The sequence below is a fragment of the Sphaerimonospora cavernae genome, from assembly GCF_042435035.1.
GTDB classification, from domain to species: domain Bacteria; phylum Actinomycetota; class Actinomycetes; order Streptosporangiales; family Streptosporangiaceae; genus Sphaerimonospora; species Sphaerimonospora cavernae.
This window is the reverse complement of sequence record NZ_JBHMQT010000023.1, coordinates 72,198-90,461: the sequence shown is the minus strand read 5'-3', so window position 1 is coordinate 90,461 and position 18,264 is coordinate 72,198. Positions and strand designations below refer to the sequence as shown.

Below are 18,264 nucleotides of genomic sequence, written 5' to 3'. Positions count from 1 at the left end.
GAGTAGGACGCCGCCGGACAATCTTTTTGTGGAGGCCATCCCTTGTGGGGTGGCCTTCACGCGTTTCTGGGGGTGTTCCCCCCCGGGGGGGCGGGCAGGTCGGGCGGATGCGCCGGCCGACGTAGGACCGTGCCCGAGACCCCCGGTCACAGCAGACCCCACCGTTCATCACTCCCCAGCCACCACCAGAGAACCCCAGCCACCACGAGAACCTGCTACCAGACCCGGCCACCGCGAAGCCGGCCCCCCCATGAGATTGGGATGTCGGGGATTGTCGAGTGGGCTCACCTACTGGCGTGGGCGCGTTAGGCTGGAAGGGCCGGGCCACCCACCGCGGGTGGCCTTCTTCGCGTCAGGTAGAGAGCGAATGGCTTCGACGCGAATGTGGCCTCAGGCGCCACGATCACAACTGGTCTTCCTGGAAAGCCGCCGGTATCGGACTTCTCCCCTACGCAGAGCACCGGGAAGGGCCCAGGACCGCGAACAGGAACTCGGACGCAGAGCCGTACGCGGTGAGCGAGCAACAGAGGATAGAAGTGAACAGAGAAGACGGGCGTGACGGCGCGGACCGTGGCGAGAACAAGCGCCCATACAACCGCGAAAGGGATGGGTACCGGGCCGGAGATGCCGGCGGTGCCTTCCGCGGAGGCGCTCGCGGTGACGGAGGAAGCAGGGGCGACGGGGGTCGCTATGGCGATCGACGGCAGGGATCCTCGCCGGATTACGGGGATCGACGCGACCGAGGTGAGCGCGGTGACCGGGGCGACCGCCCGTTTCGACAGGACAGAGGTGGTCCGCGCGGCCAGGAGTCCCGTTTCAGCGGCGGCTACGGCTCGCGAGACCGTGACGAACGGGGCAATAGGGGCTACGGTGAGCGCGGTTCGTCCCGCAACGGAGGCGATTACCGTGACCGCGATCGTGACGAGCGTGGTGCTCGTGGCTCTCGGCCCGACGCCCGTAGTGGTTCCGGCGGACGGTACCAGGGCGAACGTCGCAGAGAAGGCGGATACGACGATCGTCGTCAGCGTACGCCCTGGAATCGGGATGACGCGGCCGGAGGCATGAGTGGCCGCCGCTCCTATGGCGATAGGGACGCCGCCTCCCGAAGCGGCTACGGTCGTGACCGTGATGACCGAGGCGGCCGTGATGACCGAGGCGGCCGGCCGTACCGCGATCGTGATGATCGCCAAGGCCGGGATGCACGGTTCGGTTCTCCTGGTGGCAGGCCGCAAGGCGGCGGTCGGCGGGAGGGCGCTGATCGAGATGGCCGGGGCTACCGTGACCGTGACTGGGATCGGGACCGGTCGGCAGCTCGCGGAGGCGGTGGCGGTGGATTCGGAGGCCGGTACGGCTCCCGCGACCGCGATGACGACCGTGGCGGCCGTCCGTTCCGGGACCGTTATGGTCGAGACGACACGGGCGGCCGTCCGTTCCGGGAGCGTCGTTATGAATCCGGCGGGCATGATGAGACAGCCCAGGAACGCTCCGACCGTCCGCGGCGCACCTATGAGGACAGAGACTCCTACCGTGATCGGGGGAGCCGCCCGTCGGGTGATCAGGCCGGCTCGCGCGGGAGGTACGGCTCCCGCGATCGTGACCAGCGGAGCGGCCGGGATGCGGGATCTTTCCGGGATCGCCGGGAAAGTCGGCCAGGGCAGAGCCGTGAGGAGGGCGCTCGGCCCTTCGGAGGCCGCGATCGCGACAGGAATTCCGGCGACCGCTCGCGTTCTTTCAGCCGGGAGGACCGGGATCGGCCGCGTTCTTTCAGCCGGGAGGACCGGGATCGGCCGCGTTCTTTCAGCCGGGAGGACCGGGATCGGCCGCGTCCCTTCAGCCGAGGTGAACGCGGCTCGGAAGGCCGTGAGGTGCTGCCCGAACTGGAAGCCGACATCACGCCGGATGAGCTCGACAGGGAGGCTCGGGCGGAGTTGCGTTCACTTCCGAGCGACCTCGCCGACCTGGTGGCCAGCCACCTTGTCGCGGTGACGCGTGCGCTGGGCGCGGACGACCCCGAGCGGGCCTACGAGCATGCGAAGGTGGCCCGGCGCTTCGCCACCAGGATCGGCATGGTCCGGGAGGTCAGCGGCATTGCCGCCTACCGGGCCGGGCAGTATGCCGAGGCGCTCGGTGATCTCCGTGCGGCGCGCAGGCTGACCGGGACCGATGCGTACCTGCCGGTGATGGCGGACTGCGAGCGTGGTCTCGGCCGTCCGGAGCGGGCGCTCGACCTGATCCGTTCGCAGGAGGCCGAGCGGCTGGATCGCGCGGGCACGATCGAACTCGCGATTGTCGAGTCCGGGGCTCGCCGTGATCTCGGTCAGTACGACGCGGCAGTGATCACGCTCCAGCGGGTGCCCGAACTGCGCGACCCGCAGCCGAAGTCCTGGTCCGCCCGGCTGTCCTTCGCCTATGCGGATGCGCTGGCGGAGGCTGGACATGACGCGGCGGCGATCGACTGGTTCGCGCGGGCGATGGCCTTCGATGAGGACGGCGAGACCGATGCCGCTGAACGCTACGCCGAGTTGACCGGCACCGCCATCGAGGACATCGAGGAGGACTTCGATGAGGAGGCCTTCGCCGAGGGGGGCTTCGACGCGGAGGACCTCGGTGCTGATCCGAACGAGGCGGAGGCATCGGACGTTCTCCCCGAATCGGATGACGAACCGGCTGCCGCGGATGTGGCCACCACATCTGAAGGCGATGACGCTGAGCGCCAGCAGGACGTGTCCGCTTTCGGCCCCGCGTTCATCGAGCCCGACTTCGGCGACCTCAAGGACCGGGACGATCTCAAGGACCGGGAGGCCGACGAGAAGAAGCCCGATCTGGGTGATGTGCTCGATGACTCCGCGGACCGGGACAAGACCCACGAGTAACCACATGACGTACGGCAGGGCGCCGCTCGCAACGGTTCACCGTATCGGCGGCCGCCCTGCCGGCGTCGGACTCGGGAGAGAATTCGGAAAGAATGTTCGTTCCGGCGCCGGCGAGGCTTCCCGGGATCACGCGTCCGGTGTGCGGTCCAGCCAGTGCAGGATGCCCGCGACATTCGACGGCGCTCCGCTGAGCAGTTCGAACTGTTCGGCGGTCGCGTCGTCGGCCCGCATCGCCGTGTAACGCTCGCGGGTCCGGTCACGGACCATGGCGACGGCGTGGTCGAGGTCGAGACCTTCCGCCCGGGCCTGCCGGGTGAGGTCCACCCACACCCGGAGTTCCTCCGCTGAGCGCTCCAGGGTCTCGGGCACCGCCTCCACGGGCCCGTAGTGGCTGAACAGGAGGCGCTGGGGTCCCAGCGCCTCGAACAGGGCGATCGAGTCGAGCGCGACGCCCAGGTCGAAGTCCGGCGGCGGAGTCGCGGGCCGCAGATCGCCCGTCTCCGGCAGGTAGACGCCCGCGGCGTCGCCGACGTACAGGTCGCCGGTGAGGGAGTCGAGCAGCCCGACGTGGTGTTTGGCATGTCCGGGGGCGTAGTGGCTCGACAGCGTCCGGCCGTTTCCCAGGTCGATGCTGCCGGTGTCACCCAGCGCCCGGATTCGCGCGGCGTCGGTGGGCGCGAGCGTGCCGAACAGCACGTCGAGCTTGTCCCCCCACACCATCTTGGCACTGGCCATCAGCCGCGAGGGGTCGGCGAGGTGCCGGGCGCCCTTCTCGTGCACCACGATCTCGGCGGAGGGGTAGTACTCGGCGATGTCGCCCACCCCGCCCGCATGGTCGAGATGGATGTGCGTCACCACGACGGTGGCCAGGTCGCCGGTCCCGACTCCGAGGGAGGTCAGCGCGTCCCTGACGACGGGCGCGGAGGTAGACGTGCCGGTCTCGACGAGGCATGGACGATCGCCCAGGATCAGGTATCCGGCCGTTATGCCCGAATAGCCGGCCATGCGAGTGTCGATCTCGTACACGTCGCCGCCGAGCGGTCTTACGTTGTCCACTCCCCACCTCATAATCCACAGAACGGCATTCGACGTCTCGGGGACCCAGCCTAACCAGCGACAGTGATCCCGGAAAGGAAGGGGATCGCATGCATCGCAACGAGGTGGTGCTGGTCGGCAGGCTGTCGATGGAGCCGGTCCATCGGGACCTGCCGAGTGGCAACGTGCTCACGCAGTGGCGTCTGGCCGTCCGCCGACCGGCGGGCCATCCCGGTTATCAGCGCTCTGACGCGGTCGAATGCGCCACGTTCGACGACCGCGTGCGCGACATGCTCGACGGATGGCGACTCGATGACGTCGTCGAGGTCGAGGGTGCGCTGCGCCGTCGCTGGTGGCTGGGCGGCAACCGCTACGAGGTCGAGGTCAGTACGGCTCGCCGCGTCGACGAGGAGTGAGCCGGCGATGGGTCAGGCATAGTGATCACTCCGTCGCGAACGTACGCAGGACCAGGCCGGTGCGCGGCTTGGGGCCGAACGAGGTGGACTTGCGTGGCACCCGTTCCCCCTGGGCCGCCACCGCCAGCACGTCGTCGGTCGCCAGTGGGTTGAGTAGCACGGCCGTCCCGCCCGTCCTGCGCGCGAGCCGTACGGCGGCCTCCGCGTCGTGGTGCACGACCAGCACTGTTTGCTCGCTGTCGTCGATGCCCCAGACTTTCGGCAGCAGGAACATGGTGAGGACGGAGGTGTCGAGCGACTTCCACCGGGCCGAGCGCTCGGCGGGCATCGCGTGGCCGACCTGCAGGGGGTCCGGGTCCGTGAGCAGATGCGGTGGTCCCTCCCCGGCGAGCACGAACGCTGGGCCGGAGGCTGTGGCGAGTCCGGCGAGGGCGTCTTCGAGAGAGGTGAACTCATGGACCTGCCCCGCGCCCTTGGCCCGGGTCACGGCTTCCTCGACCGACAGGCCGGGGATGACCCGGTGGATCGGCTTCAGATCCGGTGGGTAGGCGGTCGAGTCCACCAGGAAGGCGAGCCCGTAGTCCCACGGGCCGGGCCCGGGGTGGTCGCTCCGCAACGCCTCATAGGTGGCGTAGCGGTGGTGCCCGTCGGCGATGAGCGCCTGCCGGTCGCGCAGGTCCTCGGCGACCGCGGCGACCTCGTCAGGGTCGGTGACCGCCCACAGCCGGTGGTGCACGCCGTCGCGGGTGCGCAGGTCGGCCAGGGGGAAGCGCTGGGTCGCGACGTCGTCGACCAGGCGGGAGGCCGTGCCGCCGCCCTCGTACACCAGGAAGATCGGCTCCAGGTTCGCCTCGGTGGCCCGCATCAGCGCCAGACGGTCGGCGACCGGTCCGGGCATCACGTGCTCGTGCGGCAGCACTGCTCTCGATCCGACGCACACCGCCCCGATCAGGCCCCGCTGCAGGAAGCCGACACCGTTCTGCTCGTACACGTACAATCCGGGCAGGTCGTCCACGGTCAGCACGCCGGTTTCGAGCCACTCGAGAAGCTCGTCGCGCGCCTCCCCGTAATGGCTCACTCCGGGAAGGATCAGCCGCACCACGTTGTTCGGATGACGGCTGAGTAGATCCCGGGCGTCGTCCGGGGAGACGAGATCGTACGGCGGGGAGGTGACCGCGGCCAGATCGTCCACCGTGAAGCGCACACCGCGGAACGGACGTAGCACCAGTCCCGCCCGTTCAGAACTCTCCATATCGGGCATGTTGCCACAAGGCCCGGGCTCCCCGAATGCCGCGGTGCCCGGATATCGATCGACGACATGAGACGCAGGAGGCCATACCCAATGACTCAGGGAAGAAACGGGGCGTCGGACTTCTCCGATCGCGGCGCCCCCTCCGGAGACGTCTACGAGTGGTTCACGCGGGGAGTGAAACTGCTGCGGGAGGGCAGTCCCGCAGCGGCCACCGCGCTACTGCAGCGGGCCGCGCAGGCGGAGCCGGAGTCGCGCAGCATCCGCGAAGCCCTCGCTCGAGCCCAGTTCAACTCCCGCCATTACAGCGAGGCTGCCTGCACCTTCCAGTGGATCGTCGACGCGAACCCGGCGGAAGACTACGCCTACTACGGCCTCGGCATGGCCCGGTGGCGTACCGGCGACGTGGAGGGGGCCCAGGAACCGCTCGCCGTCGCCGTGGCGATGCGGCCCGACCTGCGCCACTACGTCTCGGCGTTGAAGCAGGTGCGCGCGACGCTGCGGGCGAGGCGCGCATGACCGGCCCTATGACCGGCCCTGTGACCGGCCCTGTGACCGGCCCTATGACCGGCGCGGGCGACGACGAGGCGGAGCGGCCGCGGGTGCCGGTGCTCCTCGACGCCTACGACACGCTCCTGCTCGATCTCGACGGGGTGGTCTACCTCGGCAGGAACGCCGTCAGCGGTGCCCCCGAGGCGCTGACGGCGGCCCGGGACCGGGGGGTGCGGCTCGCCTTCGTGACCAACAACGCGTCCAGGACGCCGGGTGCGATCGCCCAGCACCTGCGTCATCTCGGAGTCCCCGCCGGGCAGGAGGACGTCGTGACCTCCGCCCAGGCCGCAGCCCGGCTGGTGGCCGAGCGGGTGCCCTGGGGGTCGGCCGTGCTGGTGGTGGGCGGTATGGGCCTGCGCATGGCCGTACGGGCACACGGGCTGCGCCCGGTGACCACGGCGGGCGACGCTCCCGCCGCCGTGGTTCAGGGCATGTGGGAGGGCGTGTCCTACGGCCTGCTGTCGGAGGGTGCGCTCGCCGTACGGCAGGGCGCGTGGTTCGTGGCGGCCAACGGCGACACGACGATGCCCACCGGGCGTGGTCAGCTGCCCGGCAACGGTTCGATGGCCCGGGTCATCGCCACGGCGACGGGAGTAGAGCCCGTGGTGGCCGGCAAGCCGGAGCCGCCGCTGCACCGCGAGTCGATGATCCGTACGGAGTCGCGGCGCCCGCTGGTCGTCGGGGACCGGCTTGACACCGACATCGAGGGCGCCAACCGGGCCGGGGTGGACAGCCTGCTCGTGCTGACGGGGGTGGCGGGACCGCTCGACCTGCTCATCGCGGGCCCGTGTCATCGCCCCACGCACATCTGCGCCGACCTGTCCGGCCTGCACACCCCCACGGCCCGGGTACGGCGGAGCCGCACCGGGTGGGAGTGCCGCGGCTGGAACGCCATGTGGGAGGAGGACGGGCGGCTCCGGCTCTCCGGCCCGGCGGACGGCGAGGATCCGGTGGACGGGTTGCGCGCCGCGTGCGCCGCCGCGTGGGAGATGGCGGGAGACGGCCGGGTCGATGAGGACGCCGTCAAGCCGGTCCTGTCGGCCCTCGGAACATGAGGGCTACAGGAGCTTGCGTAGGCGGAGCAGGTCGCCGAGGCTGGCGTCGATCTTGACGCGGCCGCCGAGGAGGGCGCGGGCCAAGTCGAGTTCGCCGTTCACCATGGAGATCAGGTCTGCGCTGCTGAGGGTGAGCTTGACCTCCGCCGGGCGGCCGTCCTCTGGCGGGACCTCCTTGAAGGGGTCGAGCCCTTGGCGGTGGATCCGGCCATAGAAGGTCACGCCGAGGTCGGAGATCCGGCAGGCCAGCCTGCGCTCCACCACGTGCTTGGCGCGGTCATCCTCGCTGATCTCGTCGAACTGCTCGACGAGTCTCTCCAGCGCCGCCCGGCATTCCTCGACGGTCGCCATCAGATTCGCGCGGAGGAGGCCGCCTGCTTTGGCTGGCGGGGGAATCCGCGCTCCCTCCCTTCGGGTTTTGTCGGCGCCTGCCGATAGCGTGGTGATCTCGTTACTGAAGGTGGGAGGTGAGCGTGCGTAGGTCGTACGAGTTCCTGCTGCGCCCCACCGGCAAGCAGGCCGCCGCGCTCGCGCAGTGCCTGGAAGATCACCGGGTGTTGTACAACGCGGCGCTGGAGCACGCCGACGTGAACGCGGCCGTCAACATCCTCAGGGCAGGGCTTGCCCTTCGCGACGCTGCGGAAGCGGCTTAGCGAGAAGCCGCTCCCTTCAGGGAGCGGAGGAGTCACGTGCTGTCCTTTCTCTCCACGGACCTTCGACGGCCTTCCCCGGACATGACTGTCCGCTACCACGACGGTAGCTTTCCACGTGGGCACTGTGCGAAATCCGGGAAACGCGGCAGCCGCCACCGGCGAAGACCCGCCGGAGACGACGCGACCGTCTCCGGTGTCCGATAGCGTCGAGGCGACCAGTTCGGAGGGCGGCGGACATGGCGGACGCGGGATACGGCGTGCTCACCAGCCCGCTTGATGGAGGGGACCGATGACCGAGATCGGCGACGCGGGGCCGGAGCGCTCCCCGTTAGGGGGCGATATCGATCCGGCGATGTCGCCCATCGGCCGGCTCGGCGACACGCCGGTGGCCGGACACGTTGCGATCTTCGAAGAGGTGCTCACCGGCCTTGAGGCCGTGCTCGCGTCGGTGGACGATCAGGCTCTCGATCCCACCGTGGACGTGCTGCCGTGACCAGGCGGATGCGGCTGGACAGTGAGCTCGTACGGCGCGGGCTCGCGAGGTCACGCGAGCAGGCGGCCGGACTGATCAAGGCCGGCCGGGTCTCGGTGGCCGGCCGTCCCGCCGACAAACCGGCGACCCAGGTCGACACCGCCACCGCCATCGTGGTCGTGGAGATCCCCGAGGGGCCGGACTACGTGTCGCGGGGCGCGCACAAGCTCCTCGGCGCGCTGGAGGCGTTCGAGGGGCTCACGGTGGCGGGGCGGCGGTGCCTCGACGCGGGCGCCTCCACCGGCGGCTTCACCGACGTGCTGCTCAGGCAGGGCGCGGCGCACGTCCTCGCCGTCGACGTCGGGTACGGCCAACTCGCCTGGTCGCTGCGGACCGACGAGCGGGTGTCGGTCATGGAGCGGGTGAACGTCCGCGATCTGTCCCGGGAGATGGTGGGGGAGCCCCCGACCCTGATCGTGGGCGACTTGTCGTTCATCTCGCTGCGCCTGGTCCTGCCCGCCCTGGTGGCCTGCGCGGCGGAGGTGGCGGAGTTCGCCCTGCTGGTCAAGCCGCAGTTCGAGGTGGGCAGGGAGCGTGTCGGCTCGGGAGGTGTGGTCCGTGATCCCGTGCTGCGCGCCGAGGCCGTCGCCGACGTCGCGGCGGCGGCCCGGGCCATGGGTCTGATCGTGAAGGGCGTCACGGCGAGTCCGCTGCCCGGGCCGTCGGGGAATGTCGAATATCTTCTGTGGCTTGGGAAGGGATCGGGACACGAGCCGGTACCCGATCTGACGGCGGCGGTCGAGCGGGCGGTGGCGGAGGGACCTCGGTGAGCGACGCGTGAACACCAAGCTGACGGCGAACACCGGGCTGACGGCGAACACCAAGCGGACGGTCCTCGTCACGGCGCATACCGGCAGGGTGGCGGCGGTCGAGAGCGCCAGGCTGGTGACCAACCGGCTGATCGGCGCCGGCCTGAACGTGCGGGTGCTCGACTCCGAGGCCGAGGAGATCGGCTGTGCCGGCGCCGAGGTGGTTCCGGAGAACCGGGCGGCGCTCGACGAGGCCGAGATGATCATAGTGCTGGGTGGTGACGGGACCCTGCTGCGCGCCGCCGAACTGGCCCGTCCCGTAGGCGTGCCACTGCTCGGCGTCAATCTCGGGCACGTGGGCTTCCTCGCCGAGGCGGAGGTGGAGGATCTCGCCGCGGCCGTCGACCGCGTCGTCGAGGGGCGCTACGACGTCGAGGAGCGGATGACCGTCGATGTCGTGGCCCGCCTGAACGGCTCGGTCATCGCTGAGACGTGGGCGCTCAACGAGGCGTCCGTCGAGAAGGTGGACCGCATGCTGGAGGTCGTCGCCGAGATCGACGGACGCCCGCTGTCGCGATGGGGCTGCGACGGCGTGATCTGCGCGACGCCGACCGGTTCGACGGCCTACGCGTTCTCCGCGGGCGGACCGGTGGTCTGGCCGGAGGTGGAGGCGTTGCTGCTGGTGCCCAACAGCGCGCACGCGCTGTTCGCCCGGCCGCTGGTGGTCTCTCCGCGGTCCACGCTCGCGGTCGAGATCGTCCCCGGCACCGGCCCCGGGGTCCTGTGGTGCGACGGCCGCCGCCGCTTCGACGTCCCGCCCGCCGCCCGGGTGGAGGTCCGCCGGTCGGCCGTTCCCGTACGGCTCGCCCGCCTGCTCGGCGTGGAGACCACGGGCGCGCCGTTCACCGACCGCCTGGTCGCCAAGTTCGAGTTGCCGGTGGAGGGCTGGCGGGGCCGCGTCCGTCCACCATGACGGTGCTCTCATCGAAAATCTTGACGCATTACGCATAGGATTTCGTGGGCACTTAAGGAGTATTCCGTGGTCCCCACCATGGCAAAGATCACGGAAGACGACTCAGATCGGTCGGCGAATCGGGAGGGACCAGTGCGGCCAAGGGTCGAGGAGGTCCGCATCCAGGGGCTCGGCGTGATCGACGAGGCCGTTCTGGAGCTGTCACCGGGATTCACCGTCGTCACCGGGGAGACGGGCGCGGGCAAGACGATGGTGGTCACCGGGCTCGGCCTGCTGTTCGGCGGCCGGGCGGACCCGGCGCGGGTCCGCCCCGGAGCCGATCGGGCGACGGTCGAGGGGACACTCGTCGTCGACCCGGACGGCCGGGCGGCCCAGCAGGTCGCCGAAGTCGGCGGCGACGTCGAGGAAGGCGCGCTCATCATCTCCAGGACCGTGTCGTCCGAGGGACGATCCCGCGCCTGGCTGGGCGGCCGTTCGGTCCCGGTGGGGACGCTCACGTTCATCGCCGACGACCTCGTGGCCGTGCACGGGCAGATGGACCAGCAGCGGCTGCTCCAGCCGGGCCGCCAGCGGGCGGCCCTCGACCGCTACGCGGGCGACGACCTCGTCAAGCCGCTACGCGCCTACGAACAGGCCTACAAGCGCCACAGGCAGGTCGGGGAGCTGCTCGGCGAGCTGAGCACCAGGGCCAGGGAGCGAGCCCAGGAGGCCGACGTGCTGCGGTTCGGCCTGGCGGAGATCGAGAAGGCCGAGCCTCGGGACGGGGAGGACGTTGAACTCAGGGAGGAGGCCGAGCGGCTCGCGCACGCGGATGCGCTGCGCACGGCCGCCACGACGGCGCATGGCGCGCTCCTCGGCGACCCGATGTCCGGTGAGCAGGGTGTGCAGGACGCGGTGTCGCTGGTCGGCCATGCCCGGTCGGCGATGGAGGCGGTGCGCGCCTTCGACCCCGTGCTCGCGAGCCTCGCCGATCGGCTGGCCGAGGCCGGTTACCTGCTCTCGGACATCGCGACAGAGCTGGCCGCCTACGCCGAGTCCGTCGAGGGCGACCCGGCGCGGCTGGCAGCCGTACAGGAGCGCAGATCGCTGCTGACCGGGCTGACCCGCAAGTACGGCGCGGACGTGGCCGCGGTGCTGGCGTGGGCGCGGCAGGCCGCCGCCAGGATCACCGAGCTCGACGGGGACGACGAGCGGATCGACGAGCTGACGCGGGAGCACGCCGAGCTCACCGAGCGGCTCGGCGAGCTGGCCGCCGAGCTCACGGCCATCCGCCGGAGCGCGGCCGAGCGCTTCGGCGCCGCGGTGACCGAGGAGCTGGCCGCGCTGGCCATGCCGCACGCCGGGGTGAGCGTGGCGATCACGGAGAGCGGTGTTTTCGGCCCGCACGGCGTGGACGAGGTGGAGATCCGTCTGGCCCCCCACCCGGGGGCGCCCGCGCTGCCGCTCACCAAGGGCGCGTCGGGGGGCGAGCTGAGCCGGGTCATGCTCGCCATCGAGGTGGTCTTCGCCGGCGCCGATCCGGTGCCGACGTTCGTCTTCGACGAGGTCGACGCGGGTGTCGGCGGCAAGGCCGCCGTGGAGATCGGCAGGCGGCTCGCCAAGCTGGCCAGGACCGCCCAGGTCATCGTGGTCACGCACCTGCCTCAGGTCGCTGCCTTCGCCGACCAGCACCTGGTGGTGGAGAAGGCGGGCGACGGCCGGGTGGTGCGCAGCGGTGTCGTGGCGCTCGACCAGGATGGTCGTGCCCGGGAGCTGTCCCGGATGCTCGCGGGCCTGGAGGACTCCGAGCTCGGCCGGGCCCACGCCGCTGAGTTGCTGTCCATCGCCGAAGCGGACAAGGCCGCCTGGGAGAAGGCCGCCGACGGCCGAGCCCGGCAGAACACTTAACGAACTGTGACGAAAATGACACTCTACGGGGTGGGCCGCCATGCCTGCCGCCGCCTCTGGCAGGATGGTTGATGATGAAGGTCCCGAGCTTGAACGTTCCGGGCCTCCGCCGCAGGAAGGCGAACGGCCTTCCCGGGGTGACGGCAGTGGCGAGAATCGACAGACGGACCAAGAGGTTGACCAAGCGCCTCCAGTCCGGTGAGATCGCGATCATCGACCACGTCGACATCGACCGGGTCAGCGGGGAGGCTCTCGCGGCATGCGCTCCCGCGGCAGTGATCAATATCGCGGCGAGCATCAGCGGCCGCTATCCCAACATGGGGCCGCGGATCCTCGTCGAGGCCGACATCCCGCTGGTCGACAACGCCTCTCCCGAACTGCTGGAGCGGGTCGCCGAGGGCGACGTCATCCGCCTGCACGACGGGATGATCTACCTCGGCGGCGAACTGGTCGGCAAGGGTCAGGAGCAGACCGCCGAGACGATCGACGCCGCGATGACCGAGGCCAGGGCCGGCCTCGCCGTACAGATCGAGGCGTTCGCCGCCAACACCATGGAGTACGTCCGGCGCGAGCGCGACCTGCTCATCGACGGCGTGGGCATCCCCGACGTCCGCACGGTCATGGAGAACCGCCACGTCCTCATCGTGGTCCGGGGCTACCACTACCGGGAGGACATCGCCACGCTCCGGCCGTACATCAGGGAGTACCGCCCCGTGCTGGTCGGCGTCGACGGGGGCGCCGACGCGCTGCTCGACGCGGGCTACCTACCCGACATGATCATCGGTGACTTCGACTCGGTCTCGGAGAAGGCGCTGCGCTGCGGCGCCGAGCTGGTGGTCCACGCCTACCCCGACGGTCGCGCCCCGGGCCTGGAGCGCGTGCACGGGCTGGGCCTGAACGCCGTCGTGTTCCCCGCGACCGGCACGAGTGAGGACATCGCGATGCTGCTCGCCGATGACAAGGGCGCCTCGCTCATTGTCGCGGTCGGCACGCACTGGACGCTCGACGAGTTCCTCGACAAGGGGAGATCCGGCATGGCGAGCACGTTCCTCACCCGGCTGCGGGTGGGCAGCAAGCTCGTCGACGCCAAGGGCGTCAGCAGGCTCTACCGGAGCCGGATCTCCACATCCTCATTGCTGTTGCTGGTCGCCACGACGCTGGTCACCATCGGCGTCGTGCTCTCGGTCTCGCCGATCGGGCAAGTGTGGCTGAACGCGCTGCGTGTCGCCTGGAACGGCTTCGTCTTCTGGTTGGTCGGACTCTTCTCGTGATCGATTTCCGTTATCACCTCGTCTCCATCGTGGCCATCTTCCTGGCGCTCACGGTCGGCATCGTGCTGGGCAGCACCGTGCTGGAGCCCACGTTCTACAAGTCGACCGAGGAGCTGACCGCGACGCTGCGGCAGAACAACGAGAAGTACCTCGCACAGATCTCGGAGCTGCAGTCCCGCGAGAACGGCAACGACTCGCTCGTCACCGCGCACACCGACGAACTCGTCCGCGGCGCGCTCGCCGGAGAGTACGTCGTGCTCGTCGAGGCCCCGGGCGCGCCGGCCGCCCTGCGTGATCCGTTCCAGCGGCTCCTCGGCGACGCGGGGGCCGTCTTAACCGGCCGGATCAGCCTGACCGACAAGTTCACCGCCAAGGACCAGGCGGGCGTCGTGGACGGCCTCGCCGCCTCGCTCGCCCCCGCCGGAACCCAGTTCCCCGACGGCGCCTCGCCGTACGACAAGGCGGCCGCACTGCTCGCGAGCGCGATCGTGACCGCCGACCCGGCCGAGGCGGGGCGGCCCAACCCGGCGGCGGCCGGCGTGCTGGACGCGTTCGAGAAGGGCGACTTCGTGATCAAGAGCGGAAGCCCCGACCAGCGGGCCACGCTGGCGATCGTGCTCGCGCCGGCCCAGCCGTACGAAGGCGACGACGCCGAGAGGGAGACCGCTGCGGTCGTGTCGCTGGCCGCCGGGCTCGACTGGGCGGCCCTCGGCACGGTGCTCGCGGGTGGTACGAGCGCCTCCGGCGCGGGCGGCGTGATCGCGGCGCTGCACGACAACGGGGAGGCCGCGTCGAACGTGTCGACCGTGGACACCGCCGATCTCGCCGCGGGCCGGGTCGTGGTGGTCTACGCTCTGCGGGAGCAGCGCGGCGGCCGGTCCGGGGCGTACGGCATCGGCCGCGGCGCCGCGGCGTTCGAACCCGTCCCGGGCTCCGGTCCGGACCCCGTCGCCAGTCCGAGCCCCGGTCCGGTGCCGAGCCCCGCGGGCACGCGCGGTTGACCCGGCCCGCGGACGCGGCCCAGTGAACCGTGCGGCCCAGTGAACCGTGCGGCCCAGTGAACCGTGCAGGCCAGTGGACCCCGCGTCCCCGGCGATGTGGAGAAGAGGAAGAAGTCGTGGCGAACCGTCCCTCATCGGGTGCCCGCGCGAGCGGCACGGCAGGCGCGGTGCTGGGTGCGGCCGCCGGTGCCGCGCTGGGCGCCGTGGCTGCCCGACTCGCCTATGCCGCCTTCAGGCGCAGGCCTCCGCTCCTGACCGCGAAGGCCCGGGGTGACGAGAACGCCCAGGGCGGCGAGAAGGCCGCCGACCGGTACTGGACCCGCACCAACCACCGGGGGGAGCCGGTCACCCTGCTCGAGGGGCCGGCCCTGGTCGCGGGCGCGGGCACCGCGGTCGCGCTCGTCCCGGGGGTGCCGGGCCGGGTCCGGGCCGCCGCCCTGCTGGCCGGGATGGGCAGCGGGATCCTCGGCGCGTACGACGACGTGTTCGGGACGGCGACGTCCAAGGGCTTCAAGGGGCACCTGAGCGCGCTGGCCCGGGGCGAGGTCACAAGCGGCGCGGTGAAGATCCTCGGCATCGGCGCCACCGGTCTCGCGGCGGCGGCGCTCACCCCCCGCGATGGCTGCCGGGTGGTGCGCACGCTCGACACGCTCGCCGACGGCGCGCTGATCGCGGGCAGCGCCAACCTGGCCAACCTGTTCGACCTGCGGCCGGGGCGGGCGGTGAAAGCAGGTCTGCTCGCCGGGGTTCCGCTGTTGGCCGCCTCGCTGACGTCGCACCGCCGTGACGCGGCCGTGCTCGCCGCGATCCCGCTGGGCGCGGCCGCCGCGCTGCTGCCGGAGGACCTGGGCGAGCGGGCCATGCTCGGCGACGCCGGGGCGAACGCGCTCGGTGCGCTGCTCGGCCTCGCCGCCACCGCCCGGCTCGGCAGGGCCGGGCGGCTCACGGCCCTCGGCGCGGTCGCCGCCCTGACGCTGGCCTCGGAGAAGGTCAGCTTCACCAAGGTCATCGCGGGCAATCGGGTGCTGAACCGGCTGGACATGCTGGGCCGTCGTCCCATCGAAAGCTGATGGTCACACCGTCCGGTACGGCTGAGCGGCTGGGGCGGGGCATCGCCGGGGCCGCCGTCCTGATCGGCGCCATCACGATCCTCGCCCGCGTGACCGGTTTCGCCAAGCAACTCGCGCTCGCCTATGCCGTGGGCGCCAACTGCCTGGGCACGGCCTACACCGCGGCCAACATGGTGCCGAACGTCGTGTTCGAGGTCGTGGTCGGCGGGGCGCTGGCCGGGATGGTGGTCCCGGTGCTCGCCGGAGCCGCGGCCCGTACGACGGCCGAGGCACGCGCGGAGGTGGGGCGGATCTCCTCGGCCCTGCTGACCTGGGTCGTGCTGATACTGGTTCCGATCGGCGCGCTGACGGCCCTCGCGGCCGGGCCGGTCATGCGGCTGCTTGTCGGTGACGAGGTGCCCGGCTGCGCGGCCGACCAGGTGGTGGCCGTCGCCACCCGTATGCTGGTGGTCTTCGCCCCGCAGATCCCGTTGTACGGCGTGGCCGTCGTGCTCTACGGGGTGCTGCAGGCCCACCGCAGGTTCACCGGCCCGGCGCTCGCGCCGCTGGTGTCGAGCGTGGTGGTCATCGTCGCCTACCTGGCCTTCGTGCCGCTCAGCGGCGGCGACAGCGACCCGGCCACCGTGCCGGGCATCGCGGAGTACGCGCTGTCGATCGGCACGTCCGCGGGTGTGCTGGCCCTGGTCGTCACCGTCATCGGTCCCGCCACGCGGCTGGGGTTGCGGTGGCGGCTCACCTTCCGCTTCCCGGACGGCGTGGCCGTACAGGTGCGGCGGCTGGCGCTGGCCGGGCTCAGCGCGCTGGTCGCCCAGCAGGCCGCGACCGTCGTGGTGATCCCCCTCGCCACCCGTGAGATCGGCGGCGGAGGGCTGATCGCCTACGGCTTCGCCTGGGCCGTCTACCAGGTGCCGTACGCCGTGCTCGCGGTGCCGATCGCCACCAGCGCCTTCCCGGCACTCTCCGCCAGGGCCGAGAGCGGGGACGGGGCGGGGTTCGCCGCACTGTCGGCCCAGACCACCCGTGCGGTCGTGCTGATCTCCGGGCTGGCCGCCGGGGCCCTCGCAGCCGCCGCCGGGCCGATCGCGTTCGTCTTCCTCAGCGGGGCACACCACGACGTTCCAGCCACCGAACTGGGCCGGGCGGTCGCGCTGTTCGCGCCCGGGCTCGTGGGGTACGGGCTGACGGCGCATCTGAGCCGGGTCCTGTACGCCTCCGGAGAGGGCCGGGCGGCGGCCCGGGGCATGGTGACCGGCTGGCTCGTCGTCCTGGCCGCCCAGGCGGTGCTCATCGTCGCCTTCCCCGCCGACTGGAAGCTGGGCGGCCTCGCTCTCGGGCAGGCGGTCGGCATGACCGTGGGCGGGGCTCTGCTCGCGGGATCGGTCCTACGGGCGAGGGGTCGGGAGGCCCTGGCCGGGGTGCCGCGGGCGGCCCTGGCGGCCGCCGTGGGTGGCGGCTGCGGCTTCCTGGCGGGTTACGTGGCGGCGGGTTCCCTGATGGTGGGTTTCGGTGCGTGGAACGGGCTGGCCGCCGCGGTTCTGGCGGGCATCGCCGGGGGTGCCGGGGCCCTCGTCACGGGCGCCTTGGCCGTGGCGGCGGTGGACCGCGGAGATCTCGCCGCCGTGCTCGCGCGGTTCAAGGGACTGCGCGTCAAAGGAGACCGGGCCGACGAGCCGTCGGCGGGGGAGGAGCCATGACAGAGCCCGGGAGGCGGATCCTGCTCGTGCTCGGGACGAGCGCGGGTGGCGTGGGCGCGCACGTGCGGATGCTGGCCCGGGGACTCGGCGGGCCCGGCCACGAGGTGATCGTGGCCGGGCCGCGCAGCACCGATGAGGCGTTCGGTTTCACCGCCTCGGGCGTGCGGTTCGCCGAGGTGCCGATCGCCGACCGGCCGCATCCCCGGCACGACCTCGGCTCGGTCGCCCGGCTGCGCGAACTCATGCGGAACGCCGACACCGTACACGCGCACGGACTGCGTGCGGGCGCCCTCGCCTCGCTCGCCGGAACCGGGCTCAGGCGCCGTCCCCGGCTTGTGGTCACCCTGCACAACGCCGTCACGGCAGGCGGCGCCGTCGGCGCCGTCTACCGGGCCCTGGAGACGATCGTCGCGCGGCGGGCCGACCACCTTCTCGTGGTCTCACCCGACCTCGGCGACCGGATGCGCGCCCTGCGCACTCGGGGTGCTACTCGGGGTGCTCGGGGCGTCGAGGCCGCCGTTGTGCCGGCGCCGCCGCTGGCCGAGCCGGGCAGGACCGCCGAGGAGGTCAGGACGGAGCTCGCGGACCTGCTCGGCCGGCCTGTGGCCGAGCGGCCCATCCTTCTCACCGTCGCCCGGTTGGCCCAGCAGAAGGGGCTGGAGACGCTGCTGGACGCGGCGGCCGGGCCGTACCCCGGCGACCCGCTGTTCGTGATAGCCGGGGACGGGCCGCTCCGGCCGGAACTCCAGGCCCGGATCGACGCCGAGGGCCTGCCCGCGCTCCTGTACGGCTGGGCCGCCCCGGCCGATCTGCTCCAGGTGGCGGCGGCGGTGATCGTGCCGAGCCGGTGGGAGGGCCAGCCGCTCAGCGTCCAGGAGGCGCTGCGGGCGGGCAGGCCGATCGTCGCCACCCGGGTGGGCGGCATTCCGGACATGGTGCGTGATGCGGCGGTCCTGGTGTCTCCGGGTGACCCCGTCGCGCTGCGTGAGGGGATCGCCGGGCTCCTCGGCGACCCTGAGTCGGCCGCCCGGCTGGCCCGTGCTTCCGCTCGCCGTGGCCGGGAACTACCCGGTGAGGCCGAGGCGCTCCGCGCCGTTCTGGACGCCTACACCCCAGGTCAGGGTGCGACCGGCCAGGCCGAGTAAGCGCGGATTAGGTCGGGCTGACCCTGATCCCTATACTGAACGCCGTTGGGGGGGAGTATCCCTTCGTGACAGTTCCGTCATCACGGCGTTGCGCCCGGGGCTGTCGGTC

Annotated in this window: 18 protein-coding genes; 15 read left to right on the top strand and 3 right to left on the bottom strand. The window is 71.6% G+C overall.

All coding sequences use genetic code 11. From position 1 onward, the window contains the following. The first annotated feature begins 555 nt into the window (after positions 1-555). On the top strand, positions 556-1,065 hold the full coding sequence (locus tag ACFHYQ_RS12675) for a hypothetical protein (protein WP_394301311.1): 510 nt from the start codon (positions 556-558) through the stop codon (positions 1,063-1,065). An 800-nt stretch (positions 1,066-1,865) separates the two neighbouring features. Beyond that, positions 1,866-2,873, top strand: coding sequence for a tetratricopeptide repeat protein (locus ACFHYQ_RS12670; protein ID WP_394301310.1), 1,008 nt, complete (start codon positions 1,866-1,868; stop codon positions 2,871-2,873). Positions 2,874-2,999: 126 nt separating this feature from the next. On the opposite strand, the gene ACFHYQ_RS12665 is transcribed toward ACFHYQ_RS12670, so the two are convergent. After that, entirely contained in the window at positions 3,000-3,929 is a 930-nt protein-coding gene (locus tag ACFHYQ_RS12665) for an MBL fold metallo-hydrolase (RefSeq protein ID WP_394301309.1), read from the bottom strand. Positions 3,930-4,018: 89 nt separating this feature from the next. Between ACFHYQ_RS12665 and ACFHYQ_RS12660 the strand changes: the two genes are divergently transcribed. Continuing rightward, positions 4,019-4,324, top strand: a complete 306-nt coding sequence (locus ACFHYQ_RS12660) for a single-stranded DNA-binding protein (RefSeq protein WP_394301308.1) — start codon at positions 4,019-4,021, stop codon at positions 4,322-4,324. 25 nt (positions 4,325-4,349) lie between these two features. On the opposite strand, the gene ACFHYQ_RS12655 is transcribed toward ACFHYQ_RS12660, so the two are convergent. After that, positions 4,350-5,576 carry a DUF1015 family protein gene (locus tag ACFHYQ_RS12655; protein ID WP_394301307.1) on the bottom strand — a complete coding sequence of 409 codons (1,227 nt, stop codon included), beginning with the start codon at positions 5,574-5,576 and terminating at the stop codon, positions 4,350-4,352. Between the two features lie 90 nt (positions 5,577-5,666). Between ACFHYQ_RS12655 and ACFHYQ_RS12650 the strand changes: the two genes are divergently transcribed. Further along, complete coding sequence (locus ACFHYQ_RS12650) at positions 5,667-6,092, top strand: tetratricopeptide repeat protein (RefSeq protein ID WP_394301306.1); 426 nt, start codon at positions 5,667-5,669, stop codon at positions 6,090-6,092. Positions 6,093-6,136: 44 nt separating this feature from the next. Further along, on the top strand, positions 6,137-7,180 hold the full coding sequence (locus ACFHYQ_RS12645; protein WP_394301316.1) for an HAD-IIA family hydrolase: 1,044 nt from the start codon (positions 6,137-6,139) through the stop codon (positions 7,178-7,180). Positions 7,181-7,183: 3 nt separating this feature from the next. On the opposite strand, the gene ACFHYQ_RS12640 is transcribed toward ACFHYQ_RS12645, so the two are convergent. Then, positions 7,184-7,531 (bottom strand): SCP2 sterol-binding domain-containing protein, encoded by a 348-nt coding sequence (locus ACFHYQ_RS12640; RefSeq protein ID WP_394301305.1) that lies wholly within the window; start codon positions 7,529-7,531, stop codon positions 7,184-7,186. A gap of 122 nt (positions 7,532-7,653) precedes the next feature. On the opposite strand from ACFHYQ_RS12640, the gene ACFHYQ_RS12635 reads away from it, so the two are divergent. From ACFHYQ_RS12635 to ACFHYQ_RS12590, 10 genes are all read left to right on the top strand, one after another. Next, positions 7,654-7,833: a helix-turn-helix domain-containing protein gene (locus ACFHYQ_RS12635; RefSeq protein ID WP_394301304.1), complete on the top strand. Its 180-nt coding sequence runs from the start codon at positions 7,654-7,656 to the stop codon at positions 7,831-7,833. A 289-nt stretch (positions 7,834-8,122) separates the two neighbouring features. After that, entirely contained in the window at positions 8,123-8,326 is a 204-nt protein-coding gene (locus ACFHYQ_RS12630) for a hypothetical protein (protein WP_394301303.1), read from the top strand. Then, positions 8,323-9,135, top strand: a complete 813-nt coding sequence (locus ACFHYQ_RS12625; protein WP_394301302.1) for a TlyA family RNA methyltransferase — start codon at positions 8,323-8,325, stop codon at positions 9,133-9,135. The genes ACFHYQ_RS12630 and ACFHYQ_RS12625 overlap by 4 nt, the downstream gene beginning before the upstream one ends. A gap of 7 nt (positions 9,136-9,142) precedes the next feature. Further along, the gene (locus tag ACFHYQ_RS12620) at positions 9,143-10,087 is read left to right on the top strand and encodes an NAD kinase (RefSeq protein WP_394301301.1); all 945 of its coding nucleotides are present in this window, start codon (positions 9,143-9,145) and stop codon (positions 10,085-10,087) included. A 132-nt stretch (positions 10,088-10,219) separates the two neighbouring features. Beyond that, positions 10,220-11,974 carry a DNA repair protein RecN gene (gene recN / locus ACFHYQ_RS12615; protein ID WP_394301300.1) on the top strand — a complete coding sequence of 585 codons (1,755 nt, stop codon included), beginning with the start codon at positions 10,220-10,222 and terminating at the stop codon, positions 11,972-11,974. 74 nt (positions 11,975-12,048) lie between these two features. Continuing rightward, on the top strand, positions 12,049-13,245 hold the full coding sequence (steA, locus tag ACFHYQ_RS12610; protein WP_394301315.1) for a putative cytokinetic ring protein SteA: 1,197 nt from the start codon (positions 12,049-12,051) through the stop codon (positions 13,243-13,245). Further along, a complete protein-coding gene (locus ACFHYQ_RS12605) occupies positions 13,242-14,246 on the top strand; it encodes a copper transporter (protein ID WP_394301299.1) in 1,005 nt (334 codons plus the stop codon). Before steA ends, ACFHYQ_RS12605 begins: the two co-directional genes overlap by 4 nt. A gap of 116 nt (positions 14,247-14,362) precedes the next feature. Continuing rightward, entirely contained in the window at positions 14,363-15,316 is a 954-nt protein-coding gene (locus ACFHYQ_RS12600; RefSeq protein WP_394301298.1) for a hypothetical protein, read from the top strand. Then, complete coding sequence (murJ, locus tag ACFHYQ_RS12595) at positions 15,316-17,010, top strand: murein biosynthesis integral membrane protein MurJ (protein WP_394301297.1); 1,695 nt, start codon at positions 15,316-15,318, stop codon at positions 17,008-17,010. Before ACFHYQ_RS12600 ends, murJ begins: the two co-directional genes overlap by 1 nt. Next, complete coding sequence (locus tag ACFHYQ_RS12590; protein WP_394301296.1) at positions 17,007-18,155, top strand: glycosyltransferase; 1,149 nt, start codon at positions 17,007-17,009, stop codon at positions 18,153-18,155. The genes murJ and ACFHYQ_RS12590 overlap by 4 nt, the downstream gene beginning before the upstream one ends. Positions 18,156-18,264 lie beyond the last annotated feature (109 nt).

Coding starts and splice junctions, on each gene's coding strand:
- ACFHYQ_RS12660 (WP_394301308.1), top strand. CDS start 4,019: ATGCATCGCAACGAGGTGGTGCTGGTCGGCAGGCTGTCGATGGAGCCG.
- ACFHYQ_RS12655 (WP_394301307.1), bottom strand. CDS start 5,576: ATGGAGAGTTCTGAACGGGCGGGACTGGTGCTACGTCCGTTCCGCGGT.
- ACFHYQ_RS12650 (WP_394301306.1), top strand. CDS start 5,667: ATGACTCAGGGAAGAAACGGGGCGTCGGACTTCTCCGATCGCGGCGCC.
- ACFHYQ_RS12645 (WP_394301316.1), top strand. CDS start 6,137: ATGACCGGCGCGGGCGACGACGAGGCGGAGCGGCCGCGGGTGCCGGTG.
- ACFHYQ_RS12640 (WP_394301305.1), bottom strand. CDS start 7,531: ATGGCGACCGTCGAGGAATGCCGGGCGGCGCTGGAGAGACTCGTCGAG.
- ACFHYQ_RS12630 (WP_394301303.1), top strand. CDS start 8,123: ATGACCGAGATCGGCGACGCGGGGCCGGAGCGCTCCCCGTTAGGGGGC.
- steA (WP_394301315.1), top strand. CDS start 12,049: ATGAAGGTCCCGAGCTTGAACGTTCCGGGCCTCCGCCGCAGGAAGGCG.
- murJ (WP_394301297.1), top strand. CDS start 15,316: ATGGTCACACCGTCCGGTACGGCTGAGCGGCTGGGGCGGGGCATCGCC.
- ACFHYQ_RS12590 (WP_394301296.1), top strand. CDS start 17,007: ATGACAGAGCCCGGGAGGCGGATCCTGCTCGTGCTCGGGACGAGCGCG.